The following is a 24,942-nucleotide window of genomic DNA, read 5'->3' on the forward strand; positions in this document are numbered from 1 at the left end:
GCTGTGGCGGCGTTCACACGGCCGATTGAATTGTGCACAACCTAATTGCGGACTACTGTTCGGGGCGTGACCGATGATCTGGTGCTGCGCCGGCAGGTGTGCTTCGCCCTCTACGCGGCGTCGCGCGCCCTCACCGACGTCTACCGGCCCATCCTCGACGAGCACGGCCTGACCTACCCGCAGTACCTCGTGCTGCTGGTGCTCTGGGAGCGCGGCGACGACGCCCCCACCGTCTCCGAACTCGGCGCGCGCCTCCGGCTCGACTCCGGCACGCTCTCCCCGCTGCTCAAGCGGCTGGAGGCGGCCGGTCTGGTGGTGCGCACCCGTTCGGCGGCCGACGAGCGCCGGGTCGAGGTCGGCCTCACCACCCAGGGCCGGGCCCTGCGGGAGCGGATGGACGAGGTGCCGCGGCGGGTCGCCCGCGCCACCGGCCTCGCCGAGGCCGAGCTGGTCGCCCTGCGCGACACCCTCACCCGGGTCACCGAGACGATCCACCGACAGAAGGAGCAGTGACCACCATGCAGGTGCTCTACACCGCGTCCGCGCAGGCCACCGGCGACGGCCGGGACGGCCACGTCCGCACCTCCGACGGCGGCCTCGACCTGGACCTGGCCATCCCGAAGGAGATGGGCGGCGCCGGCGGCGCGGCCAACCCGGAGCAGCTCTTCGCGGCCGGCTACGCGGCCTGCTTCCACTCGGCGCTGCGCCTGGTCGCCCGCAAGGCCCGGGCGGACGTCTCGAACTCGGTCGTCGAGGCCGAGGTGGGCATCGGCCCGAACGGCAGCGGCGGCTTCGGTCTCGCCGTCACCCTGGTCGTCGACCTGCCCGGCGTCGAGCGGTCCGCCGCGCAGCAGCTCGTCGAGGCCGCCCACCAGGTCTGCCCGTACTCCAACGCGACCCGGGGCAACATCGACGTCACCCTGACCGTCCGGGACGCCGCATGACGGCCAACCGGGAGATCCACCTGGCGTCCCGTCCGCAGGGCTGGCCGACCGCCGACAACTTCCGGCTGGTCACCACCGAGGTGCCCACCCCGGGGCCGGGCCAGCTCGTGGTCCGCAACCAGTTCATGTCGGTCGACCCGTACATGCGCGGGCGGATGAACGACGTCAAGTCGTACGTGCCGCCGTTCCGGCTCGACGCCCCGCTCGACGGCGGCGCGGTCGGCGAGGTGGTGGCCAGCGAGGCCGAGGGCTTCGCGCCCGGCGACGTCGTGCTCCACGGGCTGGGCTGGCGGGAGTACGCGCTGGTCGACGCCAAGGGCGCGCGGAAGGTCGACCCCGGGCTGGCCCCGGTCACCGCCTACCTGGGCGTGCTCGGCATGACCGGGCTGACCGCGTACGCGGGCCTGCTCGACGTGGCGGCCATGAAGCCGGGCGAGACGGTCTTCGTCTCCGGCGCGGCCGGCGCGGTCGGCAGCATGGTGGGGCAGATCGCCAAGCTGCGCGGCGCGGGCCGGGTGGTCGGCAGCGCCGGCTCGCCGGCCAAGGTCGAGCGGTTACGGGCGCTCGGCTTCGACGCCGCGTTCGACTACCACGACGGGCCGGTCCGCGACCAGCTCCGGGCCGCCGCGCCGGACGGCGTCGACGTCTACTTCGACAACGTCGGCGGCGAGCACCTGGAGGCCGCCATCGGGGCGATGAACCTGCACGGCCGGGCCGCCATCTGCGGCATGATCTCGCAGTACAACGCCACCGAGCCGCCCGCCGCCCCGCGCAACCTGGCGCTGCTCATCGGCAAGCGGCTCACCCTGCGCGGCTTCCTGGTCGGCGACCACGGGCACCTGCGCGAGCAGTTCGTCCAGGAGATGGCCGGCTGGCTGCGGGACGGCCGGATCTCCTACGACGAGACGGTGGTCGACGGCATCGAGCGGGCCCCGGAGGCCTTCCTCGGCCTGCTGCGCGGCGAGAACCTAGGCAAGATGCTCGTCCGGGTGTGACCCGGCACTCGTTCGCGGCGGCCGGCCCGGTCGGGCCGGCCGCCGTGGCGTGCCGGTTGGATAGGCTCGCGGCATGACGGTGGCGGTGCGGGTGATCCCGTGTCTGGACGTGGACGCCGGGCGGGTGGTCAAGGGGGTCAACTTCCTCGACCTGCGTGACGCCGGCGACCCGGTCGAGCTGGCGGCCGCGTACGACCGGGCCGGCGCCGACGAGTTGACCTTCCTTGACGTCACCGCCTCCAGCAGCGACCGCGGCACCATGCTCGACGTGGTGCGGCGCACCGCCGAGTCGGTCTTCATCCCGCTCACCGTCGGCGGGGGCGTCCGCCAGGTGGCCGACGTCGACACGCTGCTGCGCGCCGGCGCGGACAAGGTCGGGGTGAACACCGCGGCCATCGCCCGCCCCGAGTTGATCGCCGAGATCGCCGACCGCTTCGGCCGTCAGGTGCTCGTGCTCTCCCTCGACGTCCGCCGGGCGCCGGCCGGGACCACGCCCAGCGGGTTCGAGGTGACCACCCACGGCGGGCGGCGGGGCACCGGCCTCGACGCGGCCGAGTGGGCGGCGCGCGGCGCGGAACTGGGCGCCGGGGAGATCCTGCTCAACTCGATGGACGCCGACGGCACCAAGGCCGGCTTCGACCTGCCGCTGATCGAGGCGGTCCGCGCGGTCGTCGAGGTGCCGGTGATCGCCAGCGGCGGGGCCGGCCGGGTGGCCGACTTCCCGCCGGCCATCGGCGCGGGCGCCGACGCGGTGCTCGCGGCCAGCGTCTTCCACTTCGGCGAGCTGACCGTCGGCGAGGTCAAGAACGCCCTGCGCGGCGCCGGCCACCCGGTGCGCTGACCCCGCGCACCATCCCGGGGCTCGGCGGCGGAGGTCAGGGGCGGCCGGGGTGGCCCTCGGGGGAGCGGCGCGGCATGGGGATCGAGCGGACCACGTACTCCTGCACGGCGGCGGCGTGGTCGTCCTCGTCCAGTTGCCAGTCGAACTCGTCCGGGGCGGGGCGGCGGCTCAGCACGCCCTGCACCGTGTCCACCGTGGTGCCCAGCCCGGCGCTCGGCCGGGTGCGCCAGAGCCGCTCGCCGTCCGGGGTGACCCGGAACCAGCCGTCGGTGACGCTCACCAGGCCCGCGCTCACCAGCCGGCGGACCGCCCCCTCGACCTCGTCCCGCTCGGGGATGGCCTGGTTGAGGTGGTCGGCGGTGGAGAGCACGTCGGCGAGGCGTACGCCCTCCGGGCGCCGGGTGGCGGCGGCCCGGCGGTGCCGACCGGCGCCGCTCGCGATGACCAGTGAGACGAAGATCCAGGCGTCGCTCCAACGCCAACCGTTCTCCCCCATGGACGAATGATGCCCGGCCGCGACGGCGGAGAAAACACCCGGTTTCGCTGCCGGACGTCGTCGCAGCTCAGCGGCGTGCGGGGTGTCCCAGGAGGTGGCGGTCGGCGCGGTGAAGGTGACGCTGCGTGACCGTGAGGCCGATCACGCGGCCTCGCCGGCCGGGCGCGGCGCGCAGGGGACCGCCGGCTGGGCGGCGGGCTCGTCGGCCGGCGGGGCCGGCACCGCGAAGATCGGGATGAACAGCTGGGCGAGCGGCCCGATCGCCAGCGCGTACGCCACGGTGCCGAGACCCACGGTGCCGCCGAGCAGCCAGCCGAGGCTCAGCACGGTCACCTCGATGACGGTGCGGACCAGCCGGATGGAGTAGCGGGGCCGGCGGGCGGTGAAGCCGGTCATCAGGCCGTCGCGCGGGCCGGGGCCGAGCCCGGCGCCCAGGTAGAGGCCGGTGGCGGCGCCGTTGGCGACGATCCCGACGACCAGCAGGGTGGCACGGAGCGGCAGGCCCTCGCCGGGCGGCAGCACGGCCAGGGTGGCGTCGACGACCAGCCCGATCACCACGACGTTGCTGACGGTGCCGAGGCCGGGGCGCTGCCGCAGCGGGATCCACAGCAGCAGCACCACGGCGCCCACCGCGATGGTGACCGTGCCGAACGAGAGGTGGGTCTGCCGGGCGATCCCCTGGTGGAACACGTCCCAGGGGTCGAGCCCGAGGCCGGACCGGATCATCAGCGCCATGCTGATCCCGTAGAGGGCGAGCCCGACGTAGAGCTGGACGAGCCGCCGGGCCGGCCGGTACCGGAGATTGCCAATCTGTGCCATGCATGCCACCCTAGGGGCCAATCTTGGCCAGGACAGAGCCAATTTCGGGAGGGTGGCCATGACCAGTCAGGTACGTGGCGTCCAATTGGCTCGGCTCCTCGGGCAGTGGCATGCCCTGCCGGGCCGTCGGCGCAGCCCCGACTACGCGGCGCTCGCCGCCGCGGTCCGCGGGCTGCTCGCCGACGGCCGGCTCCCCCTCGGGGTACGCCTGCCGGCCGAGCGGGATCTGGCCGAGGCGCTGCGGATCAGCCGGACCACGGTCACCGCCGCCTACCGGGAGCTGCGGGAGACCGGCCACCTGGCCAGCCGGCGGGGCGCCGGGAGCTGGACCATGCTCCCGGGCACCCACCGGGTGGCCAGCACCGGGCTCTGGACCCCGCTGGACGACCGGGACATGATCGACCTGGGGGTGGCCGCCCTCTCCGCCCCGGCGCAGCTCGTGCCGGCGGCCCGGGCCGCCGCCGAGGACCTGCCGCGCTACCTCGGCGGGGCCGGCTACCACCCGACCGGCATCATCGAGCTGCGCGAGGCGGTGGCCCGCGGGTACACCGAGCGGGGGCTGCCGACCAGCCCGGAACAGATCATGGTGACCAGCGGCACCCAGCACGCGCTGGACCTCGTGCTGCGGCTCGCCCTGTCGCCCGGCGGCGGCGTGCTGGTGGAGTCGCCGACCTACCCGAACGCCCTCGCCGCGCTGTCGGCCCGCCGGGCCCGGATCACCACCCACGGGCTCGCCGCCGACGGCGACGGCTGGGACGCCGACCTGCTGCTGGGCAGCATCCGGCAGACCCGGCCCAGGCTGGCGTACGTGATCCCCGAGTTCCACAACCCGACCGGCCACCTCATGGCGACCGACCTGCGGGAGCGGCTGGTCGGCGCGGCGCACGCCGCCGGGACCGACCTGGTCGTGGACGAGTCCTTCGTGGACCTGCCGCTGGACGGCACCCCGCTGCCGCCGCCGGTGGCCACCTTCGACCGGCACTCCCGGGTGATCAGCATCGGCGGCATGAGCAAGCCGTACTGGGGTGGCCTGCGGATCGGCTGGGTCCGGGCGTCCGCGCCGCAGGTGCAGCGGCTGGCCGCCGCCCGCGTCGGCGTCGACATGGCCAGCCCCGTGCTCGACCAGCTCGTCGCGGTGCACCTGCTGGCCCAGGGGCCGGGCATCGTGGCCGACCGGCGGATCCAGCTCGCCGCCCAGCGGGACGCCCTGGTCAAGGCGATGGCCGACCGCCTGCCCGACTGGCGGGTCACCGTGCCGCGCGGCGGCGTGACGCTCTGGGTCGAGCTGGACGGCCCGATCTCCAGCGCGCTGGCCCGGGCCGCCGAGGAGGTCGGCGTACGCCTGGCGCCCGGACCCCGGTTCGGCCTGGACGGCACCCTGGAGCGGTTCCTGCGGCTGCCCTTCACCCTGCCCGCCGCGGACCTGGTGGAGGCCGTCGGCCGGCTCGCCGCGGTCCGCTACGACCTGGACCGGGCCGGCCGTCCGCAATGGCGGGAGCCCTCCGTCATCGCCTGATCCGGACGGCGCGCCGGGGTGGTCCGGGGGCAGCGCCTCCGCCGGCCGGCTGCGAGACTGTCCGCCGTGACGGACGGGACGCGGCGGGGGCCGCGGATGCGGGTGATGACCGAGGGCGCCTCGGTCACCCCGTTGGAGCTCTTCTTCGACCTGGTCTTCGTCTACGCGCTCACCCAGGTGACCGCGCTCATGGCGACCGACCTGACCTGGCCCGGCATGGGCCGGGGCCTGCTGCTGCTGGCGCTGCTCTGGTGGTGCTGGTGCTGCTACGCCTGGCTCGGCAACACCGTCCGCGCCGACGAGGGCGTGGTCCGGGTGGTCCTCTTCGCCGTGGTGGCCACCATGTTCGTGGTCGCCGCGACCATCCCGGAGGCCTTCGTCGACCTGCCCGGCGGCCTCTCCGGCCCGGTCGTGTTCGCCGCCTGCTACCTGGCCGTGAGGGTCCTGCACCTGGTCCTCTACTGGTACGCCGCCCGCGGCGACGCCGGCCTGCGCCGGCAGTTGGTGCGGGCCGCCCTGCCGATGCTGGGCGGGGCGGTGCTGCTCTTCACCGCCGCGCTGCTGCCGCCGTACCTCACCGACGACCCGGCGCGGGTCCTGTCGCTGCGCACCCTGCTGTGGGTGCTCGCCCTGGCCGTCGACTACGGCGGCATCATGGCCATCGGGGCGGCGGGCTGGCAGATCTTCTCCGCCGCGCACTGGACCGAGCGGCACGGCCTGATCATCATCGTGGCGCTCGGGGAGTCCCTTGTCGCCATCGGCGTCGGCATCACCGCGCTGCCGATCTCCTGGCCCATCATCGTGGCCTCGTTCCTCGGCGTCACGGTGGCGGCGGCGCTGTGGTGGGCGTACTTCGACGTGGTGTCGATCGCCGCCGAGCGGGTGCTGGCCCGGGCCCGGGGCGCCGAGCGGGCCGCGCTGGGCCGGGACTCCTACACCTACCTGCACCTGCCGATGGTCACCGGGATCATCCTGCTCGCCCTCGGCTTCAAGAAGGTCCTGGCGTACGTCGGCGACGGCACCCACCACCGGCTCACCGACCCGCTGCACGGGCTGGGCCTGCTCGCCCTCTACGGCGGCGTGATCATCTACCTGCTCGGGCACGTGGGTTTCCGGCTGCGCAACATGCGCTCGGTCAACTGGCCCCGGGTCGCGACCACCGTGCTGCTGGTGCTGCTCCTGCCGGTGGCCGACCACCTGCCGGCGCTGGCCGCGCTGGGGCTGCTCGCCACGGTCTGCGCCGGAATGGTGGTGACCGAGATGGCGCTGTTCGGCGAGGCCCGCCGCGCGCTGCGCGACGAGTTCCTCCAGGAGCACGGCGTCGGCGGCGAACCCGGCCGGTAGGCCCCGTTCCGGTAAAGATCTTCCGATCGGCACGGGTGCCGGACGGGACCTGCGCAGACTGCCGGGGTGGGGAACGGCGGTGGTGCCCGGTGGTCGCGCCTCGTGTGGCCCGGCGCGCCCGGCTCCCGGACCACCCGGCTGGAACTCTTCTACGACCTGGTCTTCGTCTTCGCGTTCATCAACGTCACCACGCTGACCGCCACCCTGCTCAGCCCGGCCAACCTCTACCGCTGCGTGCTGGTGCTGGCGCTGCTCTGGTGGTGTTGGACCGGCTTCGCCCGGCTCGGCAACGCGGTCCGCGCCGATCAGGGGGTGCTGCCCGTGATCGGCGTGGTCACGGTGGCCGCGACCTTCCTGCTGGTGCTCAGCGTGCCGAGCGCGTTCGCCGACCGTCCCGGCGGGCTGAACGGTCCGCTGGTCTTCGCGGGTTGCTACTTCACGATCCGGATGGCCCAGATCGCGATCTTCGGCTGGGTGGACCGGTCGGCCCCGGTCCAGCGCCGCCGGGTGCTGCTGCGCGCCATGTTGCCACTGGTGGCCACCGTCCTGCTGGTGGTCGCCGGCACGGTTCCCCCGCGGCTCGGCGACCGGCCGGCCGCCGTGCTGCTGCAACTGGGCCTCTGGACCGTGGCGCTGCTCGTCGAGTACGTCGGCGGGGTGACCCTGGCCGCGCGGCGGTGGGTGGTGCTCTCCGCCGGCCACTGGGCGGAACGGCACGCCCTCATGGTGCTGATCGCGCTCGGCGAGTCCATCATCGCGCTGGGGCTCGGCCCGAAGACCGGGCTGCCGCTCACCGGACCGGTGGCGGTGGCCGCGCTGCTCGGCGTCCTGATCGTGGCGGTGCTCTGGTGGGCGTACTTCGACACCCTGGCGTACGCGCTGGAGCAGTCGCTGCACCACGCCCGCGACCCGGCCACCCGGCTCCGGCTCTGCCGGGACGTCTACACGTTCCTGCACCTGCCGCTGATCGCCGGGACCATCCTCTTCGCCCTCGGCCTCAAGGACCTGCTGGCCGACGCGGCCAGCCCGGAGACCCCCACCTGGGGCCCGCCGCTGGGCGGCTTCTGGGTCACGATCCTGTTCGGCGGGGTGGGCCTCTACCTGGTGAGCCTCGTCGGCTGCGCGCTGGTGGCGCTGCGGGAGGTGCACTGGCCGCTGGTGGTCACGGTCGTGGCGCTCGCCGTCGTCGCCCCCGTCGTCGCCCCGATCCCGGAGCTGGCGTCGCTCACCGTGCTGGCGGTGCTCGTCACCGCCGGGGTGGCCGTGGAGACGTTCAGCGAGGACGGCCAGCGGCGCCAGGTGCGGCAGCTCGCGCTGGAGGAGCAGCTCGCCGCGGAGGCCGAGCAGAGCCACTGGCGCCAGGAGCACCTGTGAGCGGCCCGGCGGCCGTGCCCCGGGACGGAGGGGCACGGCCGCCGGCCGCTGCGGAATCGCTACAGCTCGGCGAGACTGCCCGCGTACATCTTGTCGATCTCGTCGGCGAAGTTGGTCTCCACGCTCCGGCGCTTGATCTTCAGCGACGGGGTGACCTCGCCGTCCTCGATGGTGAGGTCCCGGGGGAGGATGGTCACCTTCTTGATCGTCTCCCAGCGGTTGAGCCTGCCGTTCAGCTCGGCCACGTAGCCCTCGACCATGGCCTGCGCCTCCGGCGAGGTGACGATCGCGGTGTAGTCGCGGCCCTCCAGCGGTGTGCCGGCCGCCCAGCCCTGGATCGCGTCCGGGTCGAGCGTGACGAGCATCGTGCAGTAGTTGCGCGCCTGCCCGATCACCACGGCCTGCGAGGTGTACGGGCAGACGGCCTTGAACATGCCCTCGATGTGCGACGGCGCGACGTACTTGCCGCCGGAGGTCTTGACCAGGTCCTTCTTCCGGTCGGTGATGCGCAGGTAGCCGTCGTCGTCGAGAGTGCCGATGTCGCCGGTGCGGAAGAAGCCGTCCTCGGTGAACGCGGCCGCGGTCTCCTCGGGGAGGTTGTGGTAGCCGCGCATGACCGGCTTGCCCCGCACCAGGATCTCGCCGTCGCTGTCGATCCGGCACTCCAGGTCGCCCATGGCCCGGCCCACGCTGCCGATCTTCAGCCCGTCGGGCGGGTTCACGAACGCGCCGGCGCTGGTCTCGGTGAGCCCGTACCCCTCGGAGATCGGCAGGTTGGCCGCCGCGAAGAAGGTGGCGATCTCCTTGCTGAGCGGCGCCGCGCCGGAGACCAGCACCCGCATCCGGCCACCGAGCCGGGCCTGGAGCTTGCTGAACACGAGCTTCTCGGCCAGCGCGTACTTCAGCTTCAGCCCGGCCGGGACCGGCTTGCCGGCCTGCTCCAGCGCGACCTTCTCCTTGCCGACGGCGACGCCCCAGGCGAAGATCTTCGCCTTCGCGCCGCCGGCGCTCTGGGCCGTGGTGACCGCCTTGTTGTAGACCTTCTCGAAGACCCGCGGCGCGCCGCACATGAGCGTCGGCCGGATCACCCCGAGCAGCTCGACCAGCTTGTCCACCCGGCCGTCCACGTAGGTGGGCAGGCCGACGTGGGTGGCGCCGCAGAGCAGCGTCTTGCCGAACGAGTGGGACAGCGGCAGCCACAGGTACTGCAGGTCGTCGACGTGCAACAGGCCCAGCTCGGCCTGCGCCACGCCCTCCCAGCACCAGCCGCCGTGCAGCAGCTCCACGCCCTTGGGCCGGCCCGTCGTGCCCGAGGTGTAGATCAGGGTGGCCAGGTGGTCCGGGCCGATGCCGGCGACCAGCATGTCGATCAGGTCGGGCTCGTTGGCCAGCGCCCGGGCGCCCCGCTCCTCCAGCTCGGCCAGGGTGAGCTGCGGGACGGTGGCGGCCGGGTCGGGCGTCCCGTCGAAGAGCACCACGTGGGTCAGCGCCGGGACCGCCGTGCCGGCGATCTTCGCCGCCTGGGTCGGGTTCTCGGCGAAGAGCACCTTCGACCCGGAGTCGGCGACGATGTACGTCGCGTCCTCCGGCTCGGTGGTCGGGTAGACCGTGGTGGTGGCCCCGCCGGCACACATGATCCCGAAGTCGGCGAGCACCCACTCCAACCGCGTGTTGGCGAGGATCGCCACCGGGTCCTCCAGGCCGACGCCGAGCCCGTGCAACCCGGCGGCGATCGCCTTGGCACGCTGCCCGACCTGCTCCCACGTCAGCCAGACCGGGCCCGAGTCGTCCGGGGCGGGATGGGCGAACGCATGGCGGTCGGGGGAGTCCGCCACACGCTTGAGGAACATGTCGGGTACGGAACGGTACGGTACATCGAGAGCCATCGCTGTAGCCGCCTTCAGGGGTGGAGGGACGTGACGGGGGTCACGCCAGTCTGCGGTTACCGAAGAGTATTGCCTGGACCCAGGCAGCGGCTAGCCCCCGTGGCCTGGGACGACCCCCGTCCCGGGAGGTGGAACGCGCGGCTCAGGCGTACCGGGTGGCGGCGCGCGACCAGTCGTAGGTGGCCCGGATCCAATTGCGCCGGGTGGTGAGGAAGGCGCACACCCCCTCGTCCCCCGTCGCGGCCAGCGCCCTGTCCCGCTCCGCGTACGCCGCCAGGCTCTCGTTGAACCGGGTGGCCGCGGCGCGCAGCGCCGCCTCCTCGCCCCGCCCGGCCTCGGAGGCCATCGTGGTGACCAGGTTGTGCGCGTCCGGGCCGGTGGCCCGCTCCTTGTCGTAGGAGAAGAGGTCGTTGCACCAGCAGACCAGGTCGGCGGCGAGCGCGTCCAGTGCGGCCAGCGCCGGGTCGGCCCGCCGGTCCGGGCCGGGCACGTCCGGGTGGGCCAGGTCGGTCAGCGTGAAGCTGGGCCGGGCGCCCCCGGTGTGCCGGCGCATCTGCACGTACTCGGCCACCCCGGGCACCCGGTGGTGCTCCCGGTTGGCCGCCTCCCAGAGCAGGGCCAGCAGATACTCGCGCAACTGGCTGACCAGGCGCAGCAGCAGCGCCGGCCGCCCCCGGTCGCGGGCCCGCCGGCACAGGTCGTCCAGCGCCACGGCCAGCGGGCCGGCCACGGTCGGGGCCGACGCGTCCGGGTCGCCGTGCCGGTCGAGCACCTCCAGCAGGGCCGCCACGGTCGGCGCGAGCCGGGTCGGGCTGGCGCCGAGGCCGTCCTCGTCGCACGCGTCGTCCATCACGAACAGCCAGCTGATCAGGTCGGCGAGCAGCCGCAGGTCGGCGACCGACGCGTCCGGGCAGGCCCGGCCGGCCAGCTCGGCCGGGTGGGCGCCGGCCAGCCGGCGCAGCCCGGCCGGGGTGTCGATCAGGCCCAGGTCGACGACCCACCCGGCGCTCTCCCCGGCGACTAGCTCGACGGCGGCGTGTCGGCGCGCCGGGAAGGGGGGTTCGTGCAGTGCCGAGAGCGCGAAGCCTCGCATCCGTCTCCACCTTGTCCCGCCACCCCGGGGGTTGGGCGGCGGGTCAGGAGCGTACGGCAGCGCGGATCGGCCGTCGTCGCTGGGCCGGAGCCGTTCCCACGCGGTCCGGTGACCGGCCTGGCACGCCCCGTCAGAAACCCAGGTTGGCCGCGCGCAACCGCTCCGCCGGTGCGGTCGGGCCGTCCACCTGGACCCGGGCCACCCGCTGCCGGCCGGAGATGAACAGCACCAGCTCGCCCGGCGCGCCCACCACCCGCAGCCGCTCGCCGCCGCGGCCGACGGCGCGCTCGCCGTAGCCGGGCGCCTGGATCAGCAGGTCCGCCGGGAAGCGCCGCAACGCCATCCGGGCCAGCACGGTGGCCCGCTTCCAGAGCGCGGCGTGCTGCCGGGCCGGCAGGTCGCGGGGGAGCCAGCCCGCCTGGGCCCGGCGGACGTCCTCGTGGTGAATGAAGAACTCCATGCCGTTGACCAGCTCGTCGGTGAGCGGGTTGCTCAGCGGGCTCCACCGTGGCGGGCGGCGCACCCGCTCGACCAGCTCCGCGTAGGGACCGGCGGCCATCCGCCGGCGGACCGCCTCGCCGTAGCCGCGCAGTGGCGGCAGCAGGATGCCGCCCGCCGCGTCCGGCCGGCGTTCCCGCACCAGCAGGTGCGCCGCCAGGTCCCGGGTGGTCCATCCCTCGTTGACCGTCGGCGCGTCCGGTCCCAGCTCCAGCATCAGGTCGGCGAGCGCCTCGCGCTCCGTTCGGGCGTACCGCGGCATGGCCCGATCGTAGGCCCGTGGGCCGGTTCGCGCTTCCGGCACGGCCCGGCGCCGGCGTCCCCCCGTCCGACGGGCGGCGCGACGCGGGGGGCATCCGCCCTGCTGGGCGGGGTCCGGCGGGACCGAGTGACGGCCGACATATCGGGGCCGGGTCGGCGGAGCGGGCCCCGACCGGTAAGGATGAGGGAGAAAACTGCGGCTTACGGCGGGGGAGAGCGTGGCGAGCGGGACAAGTCGGGACGTCCTCGGCAGAGGGCTACGGGTACTCGGCCGGGCCATCCGGGAGCAGCCGCGCATCTTCGCGGTCGCGGTGGCCGGCAGCGTGCTCTTCGGCCTCATGGTGATCGCCAGCGCGTACGTGGTCGGCGCGGTGGTCGGCAAGGTGGTGGTCCCGGCGGTGGCCCGCGGCTCGGTCACCGGCGGCGCCCTGGCGCTCGCCGCCACCGCGCTGTTCGGGATCAGCGTGCTGCGGGTGGTCGGCATCTTCGGCCGCCGGCTCGGCGCCGGCTACATGCAGTACCGGCTCCAGGCCGCCTACCGCCGCCGGGTCACCCGCCGCTACCTCGACCTGCCGCTGGCCTGGCACCACCGCAACGCCACCGGCACCCTGCTGTCCAACGCCAACTCCGACGTCGAGGCCGCCTGGTATCCGATCGCGCCGCTGCCCTTCGCCGTCGGCACCCTGGTGATGCTCGTCGGCGCGGTGGTCTCGCTCTTCCTCACCGACTGGGCCCTCGCGCTGGTCGGCCTCGCCGTCTTCCCGGCCCTGTTCGCGCTCAACGTGGTCTACTCCCGCCGGATGGCGCCCCGCCAGGCCCGCGCGCAGCGACTGCGCGCCGAGGTCAGCGGCATCGCCCACGAGAGCTTCGACGGCGCCCTGGTGGTCAAGACGATGGGCCGCGAGGCCCAGGAGACCGCCCGGTTCGCCGCCCGGGCCGGGGAGCTGCGGGACGCGCTGATCTCCGTCGGCAAGCTGCGCGGTGTCTTCGACCCGATGCTGGAGACGCTGCCCAGCCTGGGCACGCTCGCCGTGCTGGTGGTCGGCGCGGTCCGGCTCCGCCAGGGCGGGATCACCGTGACCGAGCTGGTCAGCGTGGCCTTCCTCTTCACCGTGCTGGCCTTCCCGGTCCGCGCCATCGGCTGGGTGCTGGCCGAGCTGCCGCGCAGCGTCGCCGGCTGGGACCGGGTCAGCCGGGTCCTCGACGCCACCGGCGAGATGCCGTACGGCGACGTGACGCTCGACCCGGCCACGCCGACGCCGGCCACCCTCTCGTTCCACGACGTGCACTTCGGGTACGAGCCGGCCGAGGCCCACCTGCCCGGCACCGAGGTGCTGGGCGAGGTCACCTTCACCGTGCCGGCCGGGAAGACGGTGGCGCTGGTCGGGCCGACCGGCGCCGGCAAGTCCACCATCACCTCGCTGGCCGTGCGGCTGGTCGACCCGCGCTCGGGCAGTGTCACCCTGGACGGCGTCGACGTGCGGGACCTGACCGCCGCCTCGCTGGCCTCGACGGTGGCCCTGGTCGCCCAGGTGCCGTTCGTCTTCGACGACACCGTGCGGGCCAACATCACCCTGGACCGTGCCGGCATCGGCGACGACGAGGTCTGGGCGGCGCTGCGGCTGGCCGAGGCGGACGGCTTCGTGGCCGGGCTGCCCGACGGGCTGGACACCATGGTCGGCGAGCGGGGCACCTCGCTCTCCGGCGGGCAGCGGCAGCGGCTCACCCTGGCCCGGGCGATCGCCGGCCGGCCCCGACTGCTGGTGCTCGACGACGCCACGAGCGCCGTCGACCCGCGGGTGGAGGCCGCCATCCTGGCCGGGCTGCGCGCCCCGGCGGAGGGCGGCGCGCCCGCCTCGATCCTGGTGGTCGCCTACCGGCGGGCCACCATCGCGCTCGCCGACGAGGTGATCTACGTCGAGCACGGCCGGGTGGTGGCCCGGGGCACGCACACCGACCTGCTCGCCACCGTCCCGGGCTACGCCGACCTGGTCACCGCCTACGAACAGGCCGAGCACGAACGCGAGCAGACCCGCACGTACGACGAGGTCACCCCGCTGACCTCCGGCCTGGAAGTCGAGGTTGACCGGTGAGCGCGAGGAGTGCAGCGGAGCGGAGCCCCGCAGTCGCGAACGAGAGGTCGGCCCGGTGAGCGCGACTGTTGAGACCGAGCGGCCGGCCGAGTCGACCTGGCGGACGCTGCGGCGCGGGTTGGCGCTCTCGCCGGAGCTGAAGACGGGGCTGGCCGGCACCGTGGCGCTGGCCCTGATCTACATGGTCGGCCGGGTCGCCGTGCCGGTGGCCGTGCAGCGCGGCATCGACCACGGCATCGTCGGCGGCCTCGACCTGGACGTGGTAACGGTGACCGTGGTGATCACCGCGGCCGTGCTGGTGGTCACCACCACCTGCGGCTACCTGATGATGCGCCGGCTGTTCACGGTCAGCGAGACCGCGCTGGCCGGGGTGCGCACGCGCGCGTTCCGGCACGTGCACGACCTGTCCATGCTGCACCAGCAGTCCGAGCGGCGCGGCTCGCTGGTCTCCCGGGTCACCAGCGACGTCGACCAGATCACCCAGTTCCTCCAGTGGGGCGGCGTGATCCTGATCGTCAACCTGGGCCAGCTCGTGGTGACCACGGCGGTCATGCTGGCCTACTCCTGGCAGCTGACCCTGGTGGTGCTCGTCGCGTTCGCGCCGGCGGTGCTGGTGATCCGGCTGCTCCAGCGCCGGCTCGCGGGCGCCTACGGGCTGGTCCGGCAGCGGATGGGCGCCCTGCTCGGCACCATCGGTGAGAGCGTGGTGGGCGCTCCGGTGATCCGGGCGTACGGGATCTCCGGGCGCACCGCCCGGCGGCTGGACGCGGCCATCGAGGGGCAGCGCCAGGCCCAGCAGCGGGCCATCCGGATCAGCATCGTGGGCAGCTCGGTGGGTGAGCTGGCCGCCGGCCTGGCCCTCGCGGGCGTGGTGGTGGTCGGTGTCAACCTCGGCGTCGACCGCACCCTGTCCGTCGGCCAGCTCACCGCGTTCCTGTTCCTGGTGACGCTCTTCATCCAGCCGGTGCAGATCGCCACCGAGGTGCTCAACGAGGCGCAGAACGCGATCGCGGGCTGGCGGCGGGTGCTCGACGTGCTGGACGTCGCGCCGGACGTGGCCGACCCGGGTGCGCAGGGCCGCGAGCTGCCGGACGGCCCGCTGGACATCCGTTTCGCCGGGGTGACCTTCGCCTACCCGGGCGGGCCGCCCGTGCTGCACGACGTGACGCTGGAGATCCCGGCGAAGAGCCGGGTGGCCGTGGTCGGCGAGACCGGCAGCGGCAAGACGACCTTCGCGAAGCTGCTCACCCGGCTCATGGACCCCACGGAGGGCGAGGTGCTGCTCTCCGGCGTCTCGCTGGCCGAGGTGCGCTTCGACTCGCTGCGGTCGCGGGTGGTGATGGTGCCGCAGGACGGCTTCCTCTTCGACGCGACCGTCGGGGAGAACGTCCGCTTCGCCCGCCCGGAGCTGACCGACGGGCAGCTCACCGCCGCCTTCTCCGAGCTGGGCCTGGCCGACTGGCTGGACGGGCTGCCGGCCGGGCTGGACACCCCGGTGGGCGAGCGCGGCGAGGCGCTGAGCGTCGGGGAGCGGCAGCTCGTCGCGCTGGCCCGGGCGTACGTGGCCGATCCCGACCTGCTCGTGCTGGACGAGGCGACCAGCGCCGTCGACCCGGCCACCGAGGTACGCCTGCAGCGCACCCTCGACGCGGTCACCCGGGGCCGGACGACGCTGGCCATCGCCCACCGGCTGTCCACCGCCCAGGCCGCCGACGAGGTGATCGTCGTGGACCGGGGGAGGATCGTGCAGCGCGGCCCGCACGACGAGCTGGTGCGGGACCCGGAGTCGGTCTACGCCCTGCTCTACGCCTCCTGGCTGGAGCAGACCCGCTGATCTTCGCGGGTCCACCTGGGCTGGAGCAGACCCGCTGAGCCGCGCGGCTCGGCGGGAGTGGAACTCCACCACCACCTGCCCGCTGCTGCACCCGATGCTCTGCCCGCGTGCCGCGGGGCGGGCCTGAGTCAGGTCAGGTCGCCCATGAGATAGCGCTGGACGGTCGGGCCGATCGCGGCGACCAGGGTCTCCGGGTCGGCGGACGCGGCCGGTTCGAGACGGATCACGTAGCGCATCATGGCCAGGCCGATCAGTTGGCTCGCCACCAGCGAGCCGCGCAGCGGCAGCTCGGCCGGGTCGATGTCGAGGTGGTCGAGCACCCGCCGCAGCACCTGTGTCACCAGGAACTCGCGCATGAGCCGGGCCATCCACTCGTTGCTGACCGCGGAGCGGAGCAGGGCGACCGCCGGGGTGCCGGTGGGCGAGTCCCAGACCCCGAGGAAGGTCCGGACCAGGCGCTCGCCGGCCCCCGCCGGTCCGCCGGCCAGGACCTCCGGCAGCAACCGCGCCGGGTCGATCGGCATGGCCATGGCGGCCCGGAACAGCTCCTCCTTGGTGCCGAAGTAGTGGTGCACCAGCGCCGGGTCGACCCCCGCGGCGGCCGCGATCGACCGGATCGAGGCGGCGTCGAAGCCGCGCTCGGCGAACGCCGCCCGGGCCGCCGCGAGGATGGCCTCCCGGGTGTCCGGGTTGCCGGGCCGCCGGCCGGTGCGCCGGGCCATCACCCGCTGCGCCGCCGCAGCGTGGCGGCGGCCAGCACGAGCGCCGCCACGGCCGCGCCGGCCACGATCGCCACGTCCCGCCACATCGTCCCGGTCGGGTCGGCGTGCGCGCCGACCTCCTGGAGCGCCTCGACGGCGTACGACAGGGGCAGCACGTCGCTGATCGCCTGGAGCCAGCCGGCCATCTCGCCGCGCGGCACGAACAGCCCGCAGAGCAGCAGCTGGGGGGCGACCACCACCGGCATGAACTGCACGGCCTGGAACTCCGTGCGGGCGAAGGCGCTGCAGAACAGGCCGAGCGCGACCGCCAGCACGGCGTTGATCGCCGCAATCATGATCACGAACCCGATGCTGCCGGCGGTCGTCAGGTCGAACACCCAGTACGCCACGGCCGAGGCGACGGTGGCCTGGACCACGCCGGCCAGGCCGAAAGCGATGCCGTACCCGAAGAGCAGGTCGAGCTTGGCCAGCGGGGTGGTGAGCAGCCGTTCCAGGGTGCCGGTGGTGCGCTCCCGCAGCATGGCGATGCTGGTCACCAGGAACATGATGATGAACGGGAAGAAGCCCAGCATGATCAGTGCCACCCGGTCGAAGACCGTCGGCTGCCCCGGCGGGGTGGGCTGGTCGACGTACATGAAGTAGACGAGCGTGAGCAGCACGATGGGGACCACGACGAGCAGCGCCACGGTCCGCCGGTCGTGCCGGAGCTGGCGCAGGATCCGCCCGGTGGTCGCGGCCAGGATGTGCGGGTTCACGAGTCGGCCTCCTGCTCGCTCGCCTTGATCAACCGGAGGAACGCCTCTTCCAGGTCGTCCACCCCGGTGGCGGCGCGGACCGCGTCCGGGGTGTCGTCGGCGACCAGCCGGCCGTCCCGGATGAGCAGCAGCCGGTCGCACCGGCCGGCCTCGTCCATGACGTGGCTGGACACCAGCAGCGTGGTGCCGGCGGCCGCCATGGCGTGGAACCGGGCCCACAGGTCGGCCCGGAGCACCGGGTCCTGGCCCACGGTCGGCTCGTCGAGGATGACCAGCTCGGGGTCGCCGACCAGGGCGCAGGCCAGCGACGCGCGGCTGCGCTGGCCGCCGGAGAGGTTGCCGACCAGTTGGGTGGCCGCGCCGGCCAGGCCGACGTCGGCGACCGTCTGGTCGGCGTGGGCGTGGTCCCGCCCGTGGAGGGCGGCGAAGTAGCGCGCGTTCTCCCGGACGGTCAGGTCGGCGTAGACGCTGGGCGCCTGCGTCAAATAGCCGACGCGGCGGCGCAGCTCGGCCGCCCCGGCGGGCCGGCCCAGCACGGTGACCGTGCCCGAGCCGACGGTCTGCACCCCGACGACCGCGCGCATCAGGGTGGTCTTGCCACTGCCGCTCGGCCCGAGCAGCCCGGTGACCGTGCCGCGGGGCACCGCGCAGGAGATGCCCTGGAGCACCCGCCGCCCGCCCCGCTCGACCACCAGGTCACGGACCGACACCGCGTCGTCCATGCCCGCCTCCAAAACTCATCGACCGTTGAACTCAACGCTAGATGAGTTATCCGCCCGGGCGCAAGGTTGACTTCGAGTGCCCTCGAACTGGAAGCCTGGGTGCGTGGACATCAGCACGCGGGAGATGAGCCTCACCGTCGGTGAGGCGGCGGAACGGGTCGGCCTGACCACCTACACGCTGCGCTGGTACGAGCAGGAGGGCCTGGTCGCCCCGGTCGGCCGGGACTCCGCCGGCCGCCGGCGCTACACCGAGTCCGACGTCAACTGGCTGTTCCTGCTCACCCGGCTGCGGCGCACCGGCATGCCGGTGCGGGACATGCGGCGCTACGCCGAACTGGCCCGACAGGGTGACCGCACGCTCGGCGCCCGGCGGGCCCTGTTCGAGGCGCACCGGAGCCGGGTGCTGGCCCGGATGGCCGAGCTGGAGGAGGACCTCAAGGTCCTCGACTACAAGATCGACGCGTACCGCCGGGCGGAGGAGGAACTGGCATGATCAAGCGACGGATGGGCGCCACCGGCCCGGAGGTCTCGGCCATCGGGCTGGGCTGCATGGGGATGAGCTTCGCCTACGGCGGCGCCGACGACGCCGAGTCGACCCGGACCCTGCACCGGGCCCTCGACCTCGGGGTCAACCACCTCGACACCGCCGACATGTACGGCTTCGGGGCGAACGAGCGGCTGCTCGGCCCGGTGGTCCGGGCGCGGCGGGACGAGGTCTTCCTGGCCACCAAGTTCGGCAACCGCACCAGCGGCGACAACTTCGGCGGCACCGGCAGCCCGGGCGCCTACGTGGACAGCAGCGCCGCCTGGGCGAAGCAGGCGTGCGACGCCTCGCTGGCCCGGCTCGGCATCGACACCATCGACCTCTACTACCTGCACCGGCGCAACCCGGACACCCCGATCGAGGAGACCGTCGGCGCGCTGGCCGAGCTCGTCCAGGCCGGCAAGGTGCGGCTGATCGGCCTCTCCGAGGTCAGCCCGGCCACCCTGCGGGCGGCGCACGCCGTGCACCCGATCTCGGCGGTCCAGATGGAGTACTCGCTGTTCACCCGGGACGTCGAGGGGGAGATGCTGGCGACCTGCCGGGAGCTGGGCGTGTCCCTGGTGGCGTACTCGCCGGTCGGGCGGGGCCTGCTCACCGGGGCCATCACGAGCCGGGAGCAGCTCGCCGAGGACGACTGGCGGCGCACCGTGCCCCGGTTCGCCGACGGCAACCTCGACGCCAACCTGAAGCTGGCCGAGGCGGTCCGCGCGGTGGCCGCCGAGCTGGGCTGCACCCCCGCGCAGGCGGCGCTGGCCTGGCTGCTCGCGCAGGGCGAGGACGTCCTGCCGATCCCCGGCACCAAGCGGGTCCGCTACCTGGAGGAGAACGCCGCCGCGGCCGACGTGCGGCTCACCCCGGAGCAGCGGGACCGGCTCGGCGGGGCGGTGCCGGCCGGCGCCGTGGCCGGGGAAAGGTACACGCCGGCAGGAATGCGAACGGTCGGACACTAACCCCGCAGCGGACACCGGGTCCGCCATCGGTCATTGCGCCAAGATCGGGCGTCCGGCACCATGGCGCCGTGGGTCCCGCTCCGTTGCCCGTGACAGGCGGCGGCTCCAGGTCGCCGCGCGGCGCCAGAGGCGCCGAGCTGGAGTTGCCCGAATTCCTCGACGACTGGGCTGCCCGCCTCCGGCAGGCCGCCGACCGGCCCGTCGTCGGGATCATGCTGCGTGGCAGCCACGCCCGGCGGGCCGCCACCGAGCACAGCGACGTCGACCTCGACGTGCTGGTCGCGGCCGACGACGAGCGGGCCGGACCCGCCGTCCCGGAGACCGGGGCGGCTGGTCCGGCCCGCCCCGGCACCCTCCGCACGGAAACGGTGGCGGCGGGGCCGGCCGTCAACGCCACTCCGTACGCGGCCCGCCGGGCGTACCTCGCCGAGTTCGACGGCCGGCTCGTGCACGTCTCCGTGGCCGCCCGGGACGTCCACTCCTGGGTGGACCGGCTGGGCCAGCCCGCCGACTGGGCGTTCGGGTTGCCGGTCGCCGCGCCGGCCCGGCTGCTCTGGGCGGTGCCCGAGTGGCGGCGCCGGATCGACCTGCCGGTGCTCTGCCAGCCCGCCGACGAGCCCCGCCTCGAAGAGCTGATCGCCACCCTGGGCAAGGTGGCCGGTGCCCGCTGGGCCGACGACCCGGTGGGGGTCCGGCTCGCCGCAGCCGACCTGGCCCGGCTCTGCCCGTCGGTGCTGCGCCTGGCCAACCCGTCGATCCGGGTGGTGTCCCGCCGGGCCGCCCTGGCCGCCGCGCTGGACCTGCCGGTCGCGCCGCCCGGCTACCGCGACGACATGCTGCTCTGCCTCGGGCTGCGCCCCGGCGGCACCGCCGAGGTGGCCGCCGCCGCCGGCCGGCTGGTCACCGGGACCGTCCCGCTGGTCCGCCCGTACGCCGGGGAGATCGCCGCGGTCGGCGGCGCGGACCTGGCCGCGGCCCTGGTCGACGGCCGGCTGGACCGCTACCTCGGCCAGCTCACGCGGGCGCTGGACCGCCCCGCGACCGCCCAACGGGACACGTCGGCGGTGCCCGCGCCCCGTACGGGAGAATGGTCAACCGTGCCCGCCTCTGACGCGCCCGTGACCGGCGCCCCCGCCAGCTCCGGCGCCGCCGCGGCCCCCGGCCCGGCCCGCCCCTCCCGGCTCGACCCGGCCATCGCGGCCCGGCTGCGCCGCACCCCCGACGGCCTGGTGGCCGCGGTGGTCCGCGCGCACGACTCGGGTGAGGTGCTGATGGTCGCCTGGATGGACGACGAGGCCCTGCACCGCACCCTGACCACCGGCCGCGCCACCTACTGGTCGCGCAGCCGCCAGGAGTACTGGGTGAAGGGCGCCACCTCCGGCCACCACCAGTACGTCCGCTCGGTCGCCGTGGACTGTGACGGCGACGCGCTGCTGGTCAGCGTCGAGCAGGTCGGCGCGGCCTGCCACACCGGGCACCGCACCTGCTTCTTCACCGAGCTGCCGGTCAGCGCCCCGGAGGCGACGTCATGACCGACGGCACGGTCAGCCCGGACCAGGCCTCCTTCGCCGACCTGGCGGCCCGCTGGCGGGTCGTGCCGGTCACCCGGCGGCTGCTCGCCGACGCGGAGACCCCGGTCGGCGTCTACCGCAAGCTGGCCGGCGGCCCCGGCACGTTCCTGCTGGAATCCGCCGAGCAGGGCGTCGGCTCGGCCGGGATGGCCTGGTCGCGCTACTCCTTCATCGGCGTGCGCAGCAGCGCCACGCTGACCGAGCGGGACGGCACGGCGGTGTGGGCCGGCGAGCCGCCCGCCGGCGTGCCGGCCACCGGCGACCCGGTGGCCGCCCTGCGGGAGACCGTCGCCGCGCTGGCCGGCCCGGCCTGGGACCCGTCCAGCGGAATGCCGCCGCTCACCGGCGGCATGGTGGGCTACCTCGGGTACGACCTGGTCCGCCGCTTCGAGCGGCTGCCCGAGCTGACCGAGGACGAGCTCGACGTGCCCGAGCTGGGCATGATGCTGGCCACCGACCTCGTGGTGCTCGACCACTACGACGGCTCGGCGATCCTGGTCGCCAACGCGGTGCTGCCCCCGCTCGACGCGCCCGACCGCGAGCCGCTGGTCGCGGCCGCGTACCACCACGCGGTGGGCCGGCTGGACGCCATGACCACCGCGCTGTCCCGACCGATCCCGCCCATGATCTCGACGGTCGCCCGGCCCGGCGTCGGCGAGGTGGTCAGCCGCACGCCGGAGGGCGGCTACCCGAAGGCGGTGGAGGCGGCCAAGGAGGCGATCCGGGCCGGCGAGTGCTTCCAGATCGTGCTGAGCCAGCGCTTCGAGCGCCCCACCCACGCCGATCCGCTCGACGTCTACCGGGTGCTGCGCACCACCAACCCCAGCCCGTACATGTACCTCCTGCGCTTCGACGGCTTCGACATCGTCGGCTCCTCGCCGGAGGCGCACCTCAAGGTGAGCACCGGCGCGGACGGGCGGCGCCGGGCGCTGCTGCACCCGATCGCCGGCACCCGGCCGCGCGGCGGCTCGCCCGAGGCGGACGCCCGGCTCGCCGCCGAGCTGCTCGCCGACCCGAAGGAGCGCGCCGAGCACGTCATGCTGGTCGACCTGGGCCGCAACGACCTGGGCCGGGTCTGCCGGCCGGGCACGGTCGAGGTGCCGGAGTTCGCCACCATCGAGCGGTACAGCCATGTCATGCACATCGTCTCCACGGTCGTCGGCGAGCTGCGCGAGGACCGCACGGCCTTCGACGCGCTCGCCGCGAGCTTCCCCGCCGGCACCCTGTCCGGCGCTCCCAAGGTCCGGGCCATGGAGATCATCGAGGAGCTGGAGCCGGCCCGGCGCGGCCTCTACGGCGGCACCGTCGGCTACTTCGGCTTCGGGGGCGACCTGGACATGGCCATCGCCATCCGCACCGCGCTGATCCGCGAGGGCCGGGCCTACGTGCAGGCCGGGGCGGGCGTGGTGGCCGATTCCGATCCGGCCGCCGAGGACCAGGAGACCCGCAACAAGGCCGCGGCCGTGCTCGCCGCGATCGCGGCCGCCGAGACCCTGCGGGCCGCGCGATGAGCGCGTCGACCGGCGCGCCCGCCGCCCGGGGCCGGCGCGAGCTGACGTACGCCGTGCTGCTCTGCCTGGCCGGCGCGGGCCTGGCGTTCTGGGCGGTGACCCGGACGTGGTCGGTCGAGCTGACCGCGCGGGGCTCGCTGCCGCCCGGCCGGCACACCCGTACCGGCGCGGAGCTGCTGCCCTGGGTGTCGGCGCTGGCCCTGGTCGGGCTGGCCGGCGGCGGGGCGGTGCTGGCCACCCGGGGGCCGGTCCGGCGGGTGCTGGGCGGCCTGCTGGCCCTGCTCGGGCTGGGCGTGGCGGCCGGGGGCGGCTACGGGCTGACCGAGTCCGGGGTGAGCCGGCAGTGGCCGGCCCTGGTGCTGGCGGGCGGGCTGGTCCTGGTGGCCGGCGGGGTGCTCACAGCGCTGCGCGGCGGCGGCTGGCCCGCGATGGGCGCCCGCTACGAGCGACGGGCGGCGCGGCCGGCGGAGCCCGCCGGCGAGGACCGGCCGGCGGTCGAGCGGGGCACCCGCGATGCCTGGGACGCGCTGGACCGGGGCGAGGACCCGACGGTCCGCTGACCGTCGGGCGCCCGCGGGGTCAGCTCACCGGCTGGGCGTCGCGCGCGTCCCGGCGCTCCCGGGCCGCGGCGCGGGCGGCGGCCAGCTCGGCCACCAGGCGCTCCAGTTCGCGGCGCTGCGCGGCCCGGGCCCGGTCGGCGCAGACCGCCTCCCAGGCGTTGCCCCGGGCGGTGCGCGTCCGGCCGTCGCCGGCGATGGCTTCGAGCGTGTGCACCACGCCGACGGCGAGCGCCGCGACGTTCCGGGAGATGGTGGTGAATCCGAGGCTCTGGCTCGGCCCGTTGGCGCTCATGGTCACCCCGCACGAGATAGTTGGCGACGGTCGGCTGCCGCCTCATCGAGTCTGCCCGAGGAAGATGCTGCCGGGCTCACGTTTCGCCGCCGTGAAACGCAGGTCAACTCTGCGGCAACCGGGCCGACCTGGGCAGGGCCGTTCGGCCTTGAGCTTGCTCACAACATCGACGGTCGTCACCGCCCTGCACGTCGCGGGTCGCCATGGTGAGATGGGTCATGGGCGACGGTCGATGTGGCGGCCGGTGGCGCGGGACGCGCCCGGGTGGCGCCGGTCGATGGGCGCGGTGGCGCTGCGTGACACCGTGTTCACCCGAAGTCGGCCATCATGCCACAGCCCGTTTCGTGAGGAGCGCCATACCCCCGGGCACTTGCTTCCCGGTGGCGCCCCCTAGCATCGGCCCATGACACCCGGAGAGGGGAGTCCGTTGGTGACTGCTGAGCATGCGCACGCGGAGGGGGACGAGGCCGGTCCGGCGGCGTCCGTAAGCGTGCTCGACGAGATCCTGGCCGGCGTGCGCGAGGACGTGGCCCGGCGGCAGGAGCAGGTTCCGCTGGAGCGGATCCGCGAGCTGGCCGCCGCCGCGCCGCCACCGCTGGACGCGTACGCGGCGCTGCGCCGGCCCGGCGTGGCCGTGATCGCCGAGGTGAAGCGCTCGTCGCCGTCCAAGGGGCGGCTGGCCGAGATCGCCGACCCGGCGGACCTGGCCGGCGACTACGCCGCCGGTGGCGCCCGGGCGATCAGCGTGCTCACCGAGGGCCGCTGGTTCGGCGGGTCGCTGGACGACCTGGCCGCGGTCCGTGCCGCGGTGAACGTGCCGGTGCTGCGCAAGGACTTCGTGGTCTCCAGCTACCAGGTGCACGAGGCCCGCGCGCACGGCGCCGACCTGGTGCTGCTGATCGTCGCCGCGCTGGAACAGAACGTCCTGGTCGGGCTGCTGGAGCGGATCGAGTCGCTGGGCATGTGCGCGCTCGTCGAGGTGCACAACGAGGAGGAGGCCGACCGCGCCATGGAGGCCGGCGCGCAGGTGATCGGCGTCAACGCCCGTGACCTGCGTACCCTTGAGGTCGACCGCTCGGTGTTCGAGCGGATCGCGCCCGGCCTGCCGAGCAACGTCGTCAAGATCGCCGAGTCCGGCGTGCGTGGCCCGCACGACCTCATCCGGTACGCCTCGGCCGGCGCCGACGCGGTCCTGGTCGGCGAGGGCCTGGTCACCCAGAAGAGCCCTCGCGAGGCGGTCGCCGAGCTGGTCAACGCCGGCAACCACCCGGCCACGCCCCGCCCGGTGCGCTGACCCGCGCCGGGCCCGAAGACGCAGCGA

24 protein-coding genes and 1 pseudogene are annotated in these 24,942 nt (G+C 74.5%); 16 read left to right on the forward strand and 9 right to left on the reverse strand.

Going from position 1 to position 24,942, the window contains the following annotated elements; all coding sequences use genetic code 11:
• Nucleotides 1-66 precede the first annotated feature (66 nt).
• From NFX44_RS05960 to hisF, 4 genes are all read left to right on the forward strand, one after another.
• The gene (locus NFX44_RS05960; RefSeq protein ID WP_262282470.1) at nucleotides 67-513 is read left to right on the forward strand and encodes a MarR family winged helix-turn-helix transcriptional regulator; all 447 of its coding nucleotides are present in this window, start codon (nucleotides 67-69) and stop codon (nucleotides 511-513) included.
• A 5-nt stretch (nucleotides 514-518) separates the two neighbouring features.
• Nucleotides 519-944 carry an organic hydroperoxide resistance protein gene (locus tag NFX44_RS05965; RefSeq protein ID WP_315974578.1) on the forward strand — a complete coding sequence of 142 codons (426 nt, stop codon included), beginning with the start codon at nucleotides 519-521 and terminating at the stop codon, nucleotides 942-944.
• On the forward strand, nucleotides 941-1,939 hold the full coding sequence (locus NFX44_RS05970; protein WP_262282472.1) for an NADP-dependent oxidoreductase: 999 nt from the start codon (nucleotides 941-943) through the stop codon (nucleotides 1,937-1,939). The genes NFX44_RS05965 and NFX44_RS05970 overlap by 4 nt, the downstream gene beginning before the upstream one ends.
• Before the next feature lie 73 nt (nucleotides 1,940-2,012).
• Nucleotides 2,013-2,780: an imidazole glycerol phosphate synthase subunit HisF gene (gene hisF, locus NFX44_RS05975; protein ID WP_262282473.1), complete on the forward strand. Its 768-nt coding sequence runs from the start codon at nucleotides 2,013-2,015 to the stop codon at nucleotides 2,778-2,780.
• Between the two features lie 34 nt (nucleotides 2,781-2,814).
• Here hisF and NFX44_RS05980 read toward each other — a convergent pair whose 3' ends face one another.
• Both NFX44_RS05980 and NFX44_RS05985 read right to left on the reverse strand, forming a co-directional pair.
• Nucleotides 2,815-3,276, reverse strand: a complete 462-nt coding sequence (locus NFX44_RS05980; protein ID WP_262282474.1) for a hypothetical protein — start codon at nucleotides 3,274-3,276, stop codon at nucleotides 2,815-2,817.
• A 141-nt stretch (nucleotides 3,277-3,417) separates the two neighbouring features.
• Nucleotides 3,418-4,095: a YitT family protein gene (locus tag NFX44_RS05985; RefSeq protein WP_262282475.1), complete on the reverse strand. Its 678-nt coding sequence runs from the start codon at nucleotides 4,093-4,095 to the stop codon at nucleotides 3,418-3,420.
• Nucleotides 4,096-4,153: 58 nt separating this feature from the next.
• On the opposite strand from NFX44_RS05985, the gene NFX44_RS05990 reads away from it, so the two are divergent.
• From NFX44_RS05990 to NFX44_RS06000, 3 genes are all read left to right on the forward strand, one after another.
• Nucleotides 4,154-5,611 (forward strand): PLP-dependent aminotransferase family protein, encoded by a 1,458-nt coding sequence (locus NFX44_RS05990; RefSeq protein ID WP_262282476.1) that lies wholly within the window; start codon nucleotides 4,154-4,156, stop codon nucleotides 5,609-5,611.
• Between the two features lie 66 nt (nucleotides 5,612-5,677).
• Nucleotides 5,678-6,955, forward strand: coding sequence for a low temperature requirement protein A (locus NFX44_RS05995; protein WP_262282477.1), 1,278 nt, complete (start codon nucleotides 5,678-5,680; stop codon nucleotides 6,953-6,955).
• A 66-nt stretch (nucleotides 6,956-7,021) separates the two neighbouring features.
• Nucleotides 7,022-8,329, forward strand: a complete 1,308-nt coding sequence (locus tag NFX44_RS06000) for a low temperature requirement protein A (protein ID WP_262282478.1) — start codon at nucleotides 7,022-7,024, stop codon at nucleotides 8,327-8,329.
• A 59-nt stretch (nucleotides 8,330-8,388) separates the two neighbouring features.
• On the opposite strand, the gene NFX44_RS06005 is transcribed toward NFX44_RS06000, so the two are convergent.
• From NFX44_RS06005 to NFX44_RS06015, 3 genes are all read right to left on the reverse strand, one after another.
• Nucleotides 8,389-10,215 (reverse strand): long-chain fatty acid--CoA ligase, encoded by a 1,827-nt coding sequence (locus NFX44_RS06005; RefSeq protein WP_262282479.1) that lies wholly within the window; start codon nucleotides 10,213-10,215, stop codon nucleotides 8,389-8,391.
• Between the two features lie 142 nt (nucleotides 10,216-10,357).
• A complete protein-coding gene (locus tag NFX44_RS06010) occupies nucleotides 10,358-11,308 on the reverse strand; it encodes a terpene synthase (RefSeq protein WP_262282480.1) in 951 nt (316 codons plus the stop codon).
• Nucleotides 11,309-11,438: 130 nt separating this feature from the next.
• Nucleotides 11,439-12,068 carry a TIGR03085 family metal-binding protein gene (locus tag NFX44_RS06015; protein WP_262282481.1) on the reverse strand — a complete coding sequence of 210 codons (630 nt, stop codon included), beginning with the start codon at nucleotides 12,066-12,068 and terminating at the stop codon, nucleotides 11,439-11,441.
• A gap of 217 nt (nucleotides 12,069-12,285) precedes the next feature.
• Here NFX44_RS06015 and NFX44_RS06020 point away from each other — a divergent pair, with 217 nt between their 5' ends.
• Together NFX44_RS06020 and NFX44_RS06025 are read left to right on the forward strand one after the other, a co-directional pair.
• The gene (locus NFX44_RS06020) at nucleotides 12,286-14,160 is read left to right on the forward strand and encodes an ABC transporter ATP-binding protein (protein WP_262282482.1); all 1,875 of its coding nucleotides are present in this window, start codon (nucleotides 12,286-12,288) and stop codon (nucleotides 14,158-14,160) included.
• Between the two features lie 55 nt (nucleotides 14,161-14,215).
• Nucleotides 14,216-15,994, forward strand: a complete 1,779-nt coding sequence (locus NFX44_RS06025; protein ID WP_262282483.1) for an ABC transporter ATP-binding protein — start codon at nucleotides 14,216-14,218, stop codon at nucleotides 15,992-15,994.
• A gap of 128 nt (nucleotides 15,995-16,122) precedes the next feature.
• Here the strand turns inward: NFX44_RS06025 and NFX44_RS06030 are convergent, their stop codons facing one another.
• From NFX44_RS06030 to NFX44_RS06040, 3 genes are read right to left on the reverse strand one after another with little or no spacing between them, the layout of a single operon-like run.
• Complete coding sequence (locus NFX44_RS06030; protein WP_262282484.1) at nucleotides 16,123-16,716, reverse strand: TetR family transcriptional regulator; 594 nt, start codon at nucleotides 16,714-16,716, stop codon at nucleotides 16,123-16,125.
• Complete coding sequence (locus NFX44_RS06035) at nucleotides 16,716-17,471, reverse strand: ABC transporter permease (protein WP_262282485.1); 756 nt, start codon at nucleotides 17,469-17,471, stop codon at nucleotides 16,716-16,718. The genes NFX44_RS06030 and NFX44_RS06035 overlap by 1 nt, the downstream gene beginning before the upstream one ends.
• Nucleotides 17,468-18,193, reverse strand: a complete 726-nt coding sequence (locus NFX44_RS06040) for an ABC transporter ATP-binding protein (RefSeq protein ID WP_262282486.1) — start codon at nucleotides 18,191-18,193, stop codon at nucleotides 17,468-17,470. The genes NFX44_RS06035 and NFX44_RS06040 overlap by 4 nt, the downstream gene beginning before the upstream one ends.
• A gap of 103 nt (nucleotides 18,194-18,296) precedes the next feature.
• Between NFX44_RS06040 and NFX44_RS06045 the strand changes: the two genes are divergently transcribed.
• The 6 genes and pseudogenes from NFX44_RS06045 to NFX44_RS06070 all read left to right on the forward strand — a co-directional run bounded on the left by NFX44_RS06045 (nucleotide 18,297) and on the right by NFX44_RS06070 (nucleotide 23,329).
• Nucleotides 18,297-18,686, forward strand: coding sequence for a MerR family transcriptional regulator (locus NFX44_RS06045; protein ID WP_262282487.1), 390 nt, complete (start codon nucleotides 18,297-18,299; stop codon nucleotides 18,684-18,686).
• A complete protein-coding gene (locus NFX44_RS06050; RefSeq protein ID WP_262282488.1) occupies nucleotides 18,683-19,687 on the forward strand; it encodes an aldo/keto reductase in 1,005 nt (334 codons plus the stop codon). The genes NFX44_RS06045 and NFX44_RS06050 overlap by 4 nt, the downstream gene beginning before the upstream one ends.
• 212 nt (nucleotides 19,688-19,899) lie before the next feature.
• Nucleotides 19,900-20,604, forward strand: a pseudogene (locus NFX44_RS06055) (phosphoribosyl-AMP cyclohydrolase); the annotation flags it as partial.
• Between the two features lie 180 nt (nucleotides 20,605-20,784).
• A complete protein-coding gene (hisI, locus tag NFX44_RS06060) occupies nucleotides 20,785-21,219 on the forward strand; it encodes a phosphoribosyl-AMP cyclohydrolase (protein WP_262282595.1) in 435 nt (144 codons plus the stop codon).
• The gene (locus NFX44_RS06065; protein ID WP_262282489.1) at nucleotides 21,216-22,769 is read left to right on the forward strand and encodes an anthranilate synthase component I; all 1,554 of its coding nucleotides are present in this window, start codon (nucleotides 21,216-21,218) and stop codon (nucleotides 22,767-22,769) included. Before hisI ends, NFX44_RS06065 begins: the two co-directional genes overlap by 4 nt.
• Nucleotides 22,766-23,329: a Trp biosynthesis-associated membrane protein gene (locus tag NFX44_RS06070; RefSeq protein ID WP_262282490.1), complete on the forward strand. Its 564-nt coding sequence runs from the start codon at nucleotides 22,766-22,768 to the stop codon at nucleotides 23,327-23,329. Before NFX44_RS06065 ends, NFX44_RS06070 begins: the two co-directional genes overlap by 4 nt.
• Nucleotides 23,330-23,348: 19 nt before the next feature.
• On the opposite strand, the gene NFX44_RS06075 is transcribed toward NFX44_RS06070, so the two are convergent.
• On the reverse strand, nucleotides 23,349-23,621 hold the full coding sequence (locus NFX44_RS06075) for a hypothetical protein (protein ID WP_262282491.1): 273 nt from the start codon (nucleotides 23,619-23,621) through the stop codon (nucleotides 23,349-23,351).
• A gap of 490 nt (nucleotides 23,622-24,111) precedes the next feature.
• On the opposite strand from NFX44_RS06075, the gene trpC reads away from it, so the two are divergent.
• The gene (gene trpC, locus NFX44_RS06080) at nucleotides 24,112-24,915 is read left to right on the forward strand and encodes an indole-3-glycerol phosphate synthase TrpC (protein WP_262282596.1); all 804 of its coding nucleotides are present in this window, start codon (nucleotides 24,112-24,114) and stop codon (nucleotides 24,913-24,915) included.
• The last annotated feature ends 27 nt before the right edge of the window (nucleotides 24,916-24,942 follow it).

The organism is Micromonospora sp. MA102, assembly GCF_025460765.1.
In the GTDB taxonomy this organism is placed as follows: Bacteria; Actinomycetota; Actinomycetes; order Mycobacteriales; family Micromonosporaceae; genus Micromonospora; species Micromonospora halotolerans.

What these genes read in the sequence shown, in the direction of transcription:
- NFX44_RS06005 (WP_262282479.1), bottom strand. Translation starts at nt 10,215, where the DNA reads ATGGCTCTCGATGTACCGTACCGTTCCGTACCCGACATGTTCCTCAAG.
- NFX44_RS05980 (WP_262282474.1), bottom strand. Translation starts at nt 3,276, where the DNA reads ATGGGGGAGAACGGTTGGCGTTGGAGCGACGCCTGGATCTTCGTCTCA.
- NFX44_RS06015 (WP_262282481.1), bottom strand. Translation starts at nt 12,068, where the DNA reads ATGCCGCGGTACGCCCGAACGGAGCGCGAGGCGCTCGCCGACCTGATG.
- hisF (WP_262282473.1), top strand. Translation starts at nt 2,013, where the DNA reads ATGACGGTGGCGGTGCGGGTGATCCCGTGTCTGGACGTGGACGCCGGG.
- NFX44_RS05965 (WP_315974578.1), top strand. Translation starts at nt 519, where the DNA reads ATGCAGGTGCTCTACACCGCGTCCGCGCAGGCCACCGGCGACGGCCGG.
- NFX44_RS05985 (WP_262282475.1), bottom strand. Translation starts at nt 4,095, where the DNA reads ATGGCACAGATTGGCAATCTCCGGTACCGGCCGGCCCGGCGGCTCGTC.
- NFX44_RS06010 (WP_262282480.1), bottom strand. Translation starts at nt 11,308, where the DNA reads ATGCGAGGCTTCGCGCTCTCGGCACTGCACGAACCCCCCTTCCCGGCG.
- NFX44_RS06065 (WP_262282489.1), top strand. Translation starts at nt 21,216, where the DNA reads ATGACCGACGGCACGGTCAGCCCGGACCAGGCCTCCTTCGCCGACCTG.
- NFX44_RS06050 (WP_262282488.1), top strand. Translation starts at nt 18,683, where the DNA reads ATGATCAAGCGACGGATGGGCGCCACCGGCCCGGAGGTCTCGGCCATC.
- NFX44_RS05970 (WP_262282472.1), top strand. Translation starts at nt 941, where the DNA reads ATGACGGCCAACCGGGAGATCCACCTGGCGTCCCGTCCGCAGGGCTGG.
- NFX44_RS06040 (WP_262282486.1), bottom strand. Translation starts at nt 18,193, where the DNA reads ATGGACGACGCGGTGTCGGTCCGTGACCTGGTGGTCGAGCGGGGCGGG.
- NFX44_RS06070 (WP_262282490.1), top strand. Translation starts at nt 22,766, where the DNA reads ATGAGCGCGTCGACCGGCGCGCCCGCCGCCCGGGGCCGGCGCGAGCTG.
- NFX44_RS06075 (WP_262282491.1), bottom strand. Translation starts at nt 23,621, where the DNA reads ATGAGCGCCAACGGGCCGAGCCAGAGCCTCGGATTCACCACCATCTCC.
- NFX44_RS05990 (WP_262282476.1), top strand. Translation starts at nt 4,154, where the DNA reads ATGACCAGTCAGGTACGTGGCGTCCAATTGGCTCGGCTCCTCGGGCAG.
- NFX44_RS06030 (WP_262282484.1), bottom strand. Translation starts at nt 16,716, where the DNA reads ATGGCCCGGCGCACCGGCCGGCGGCCCGGCAACCCGGACACCCGGGAG.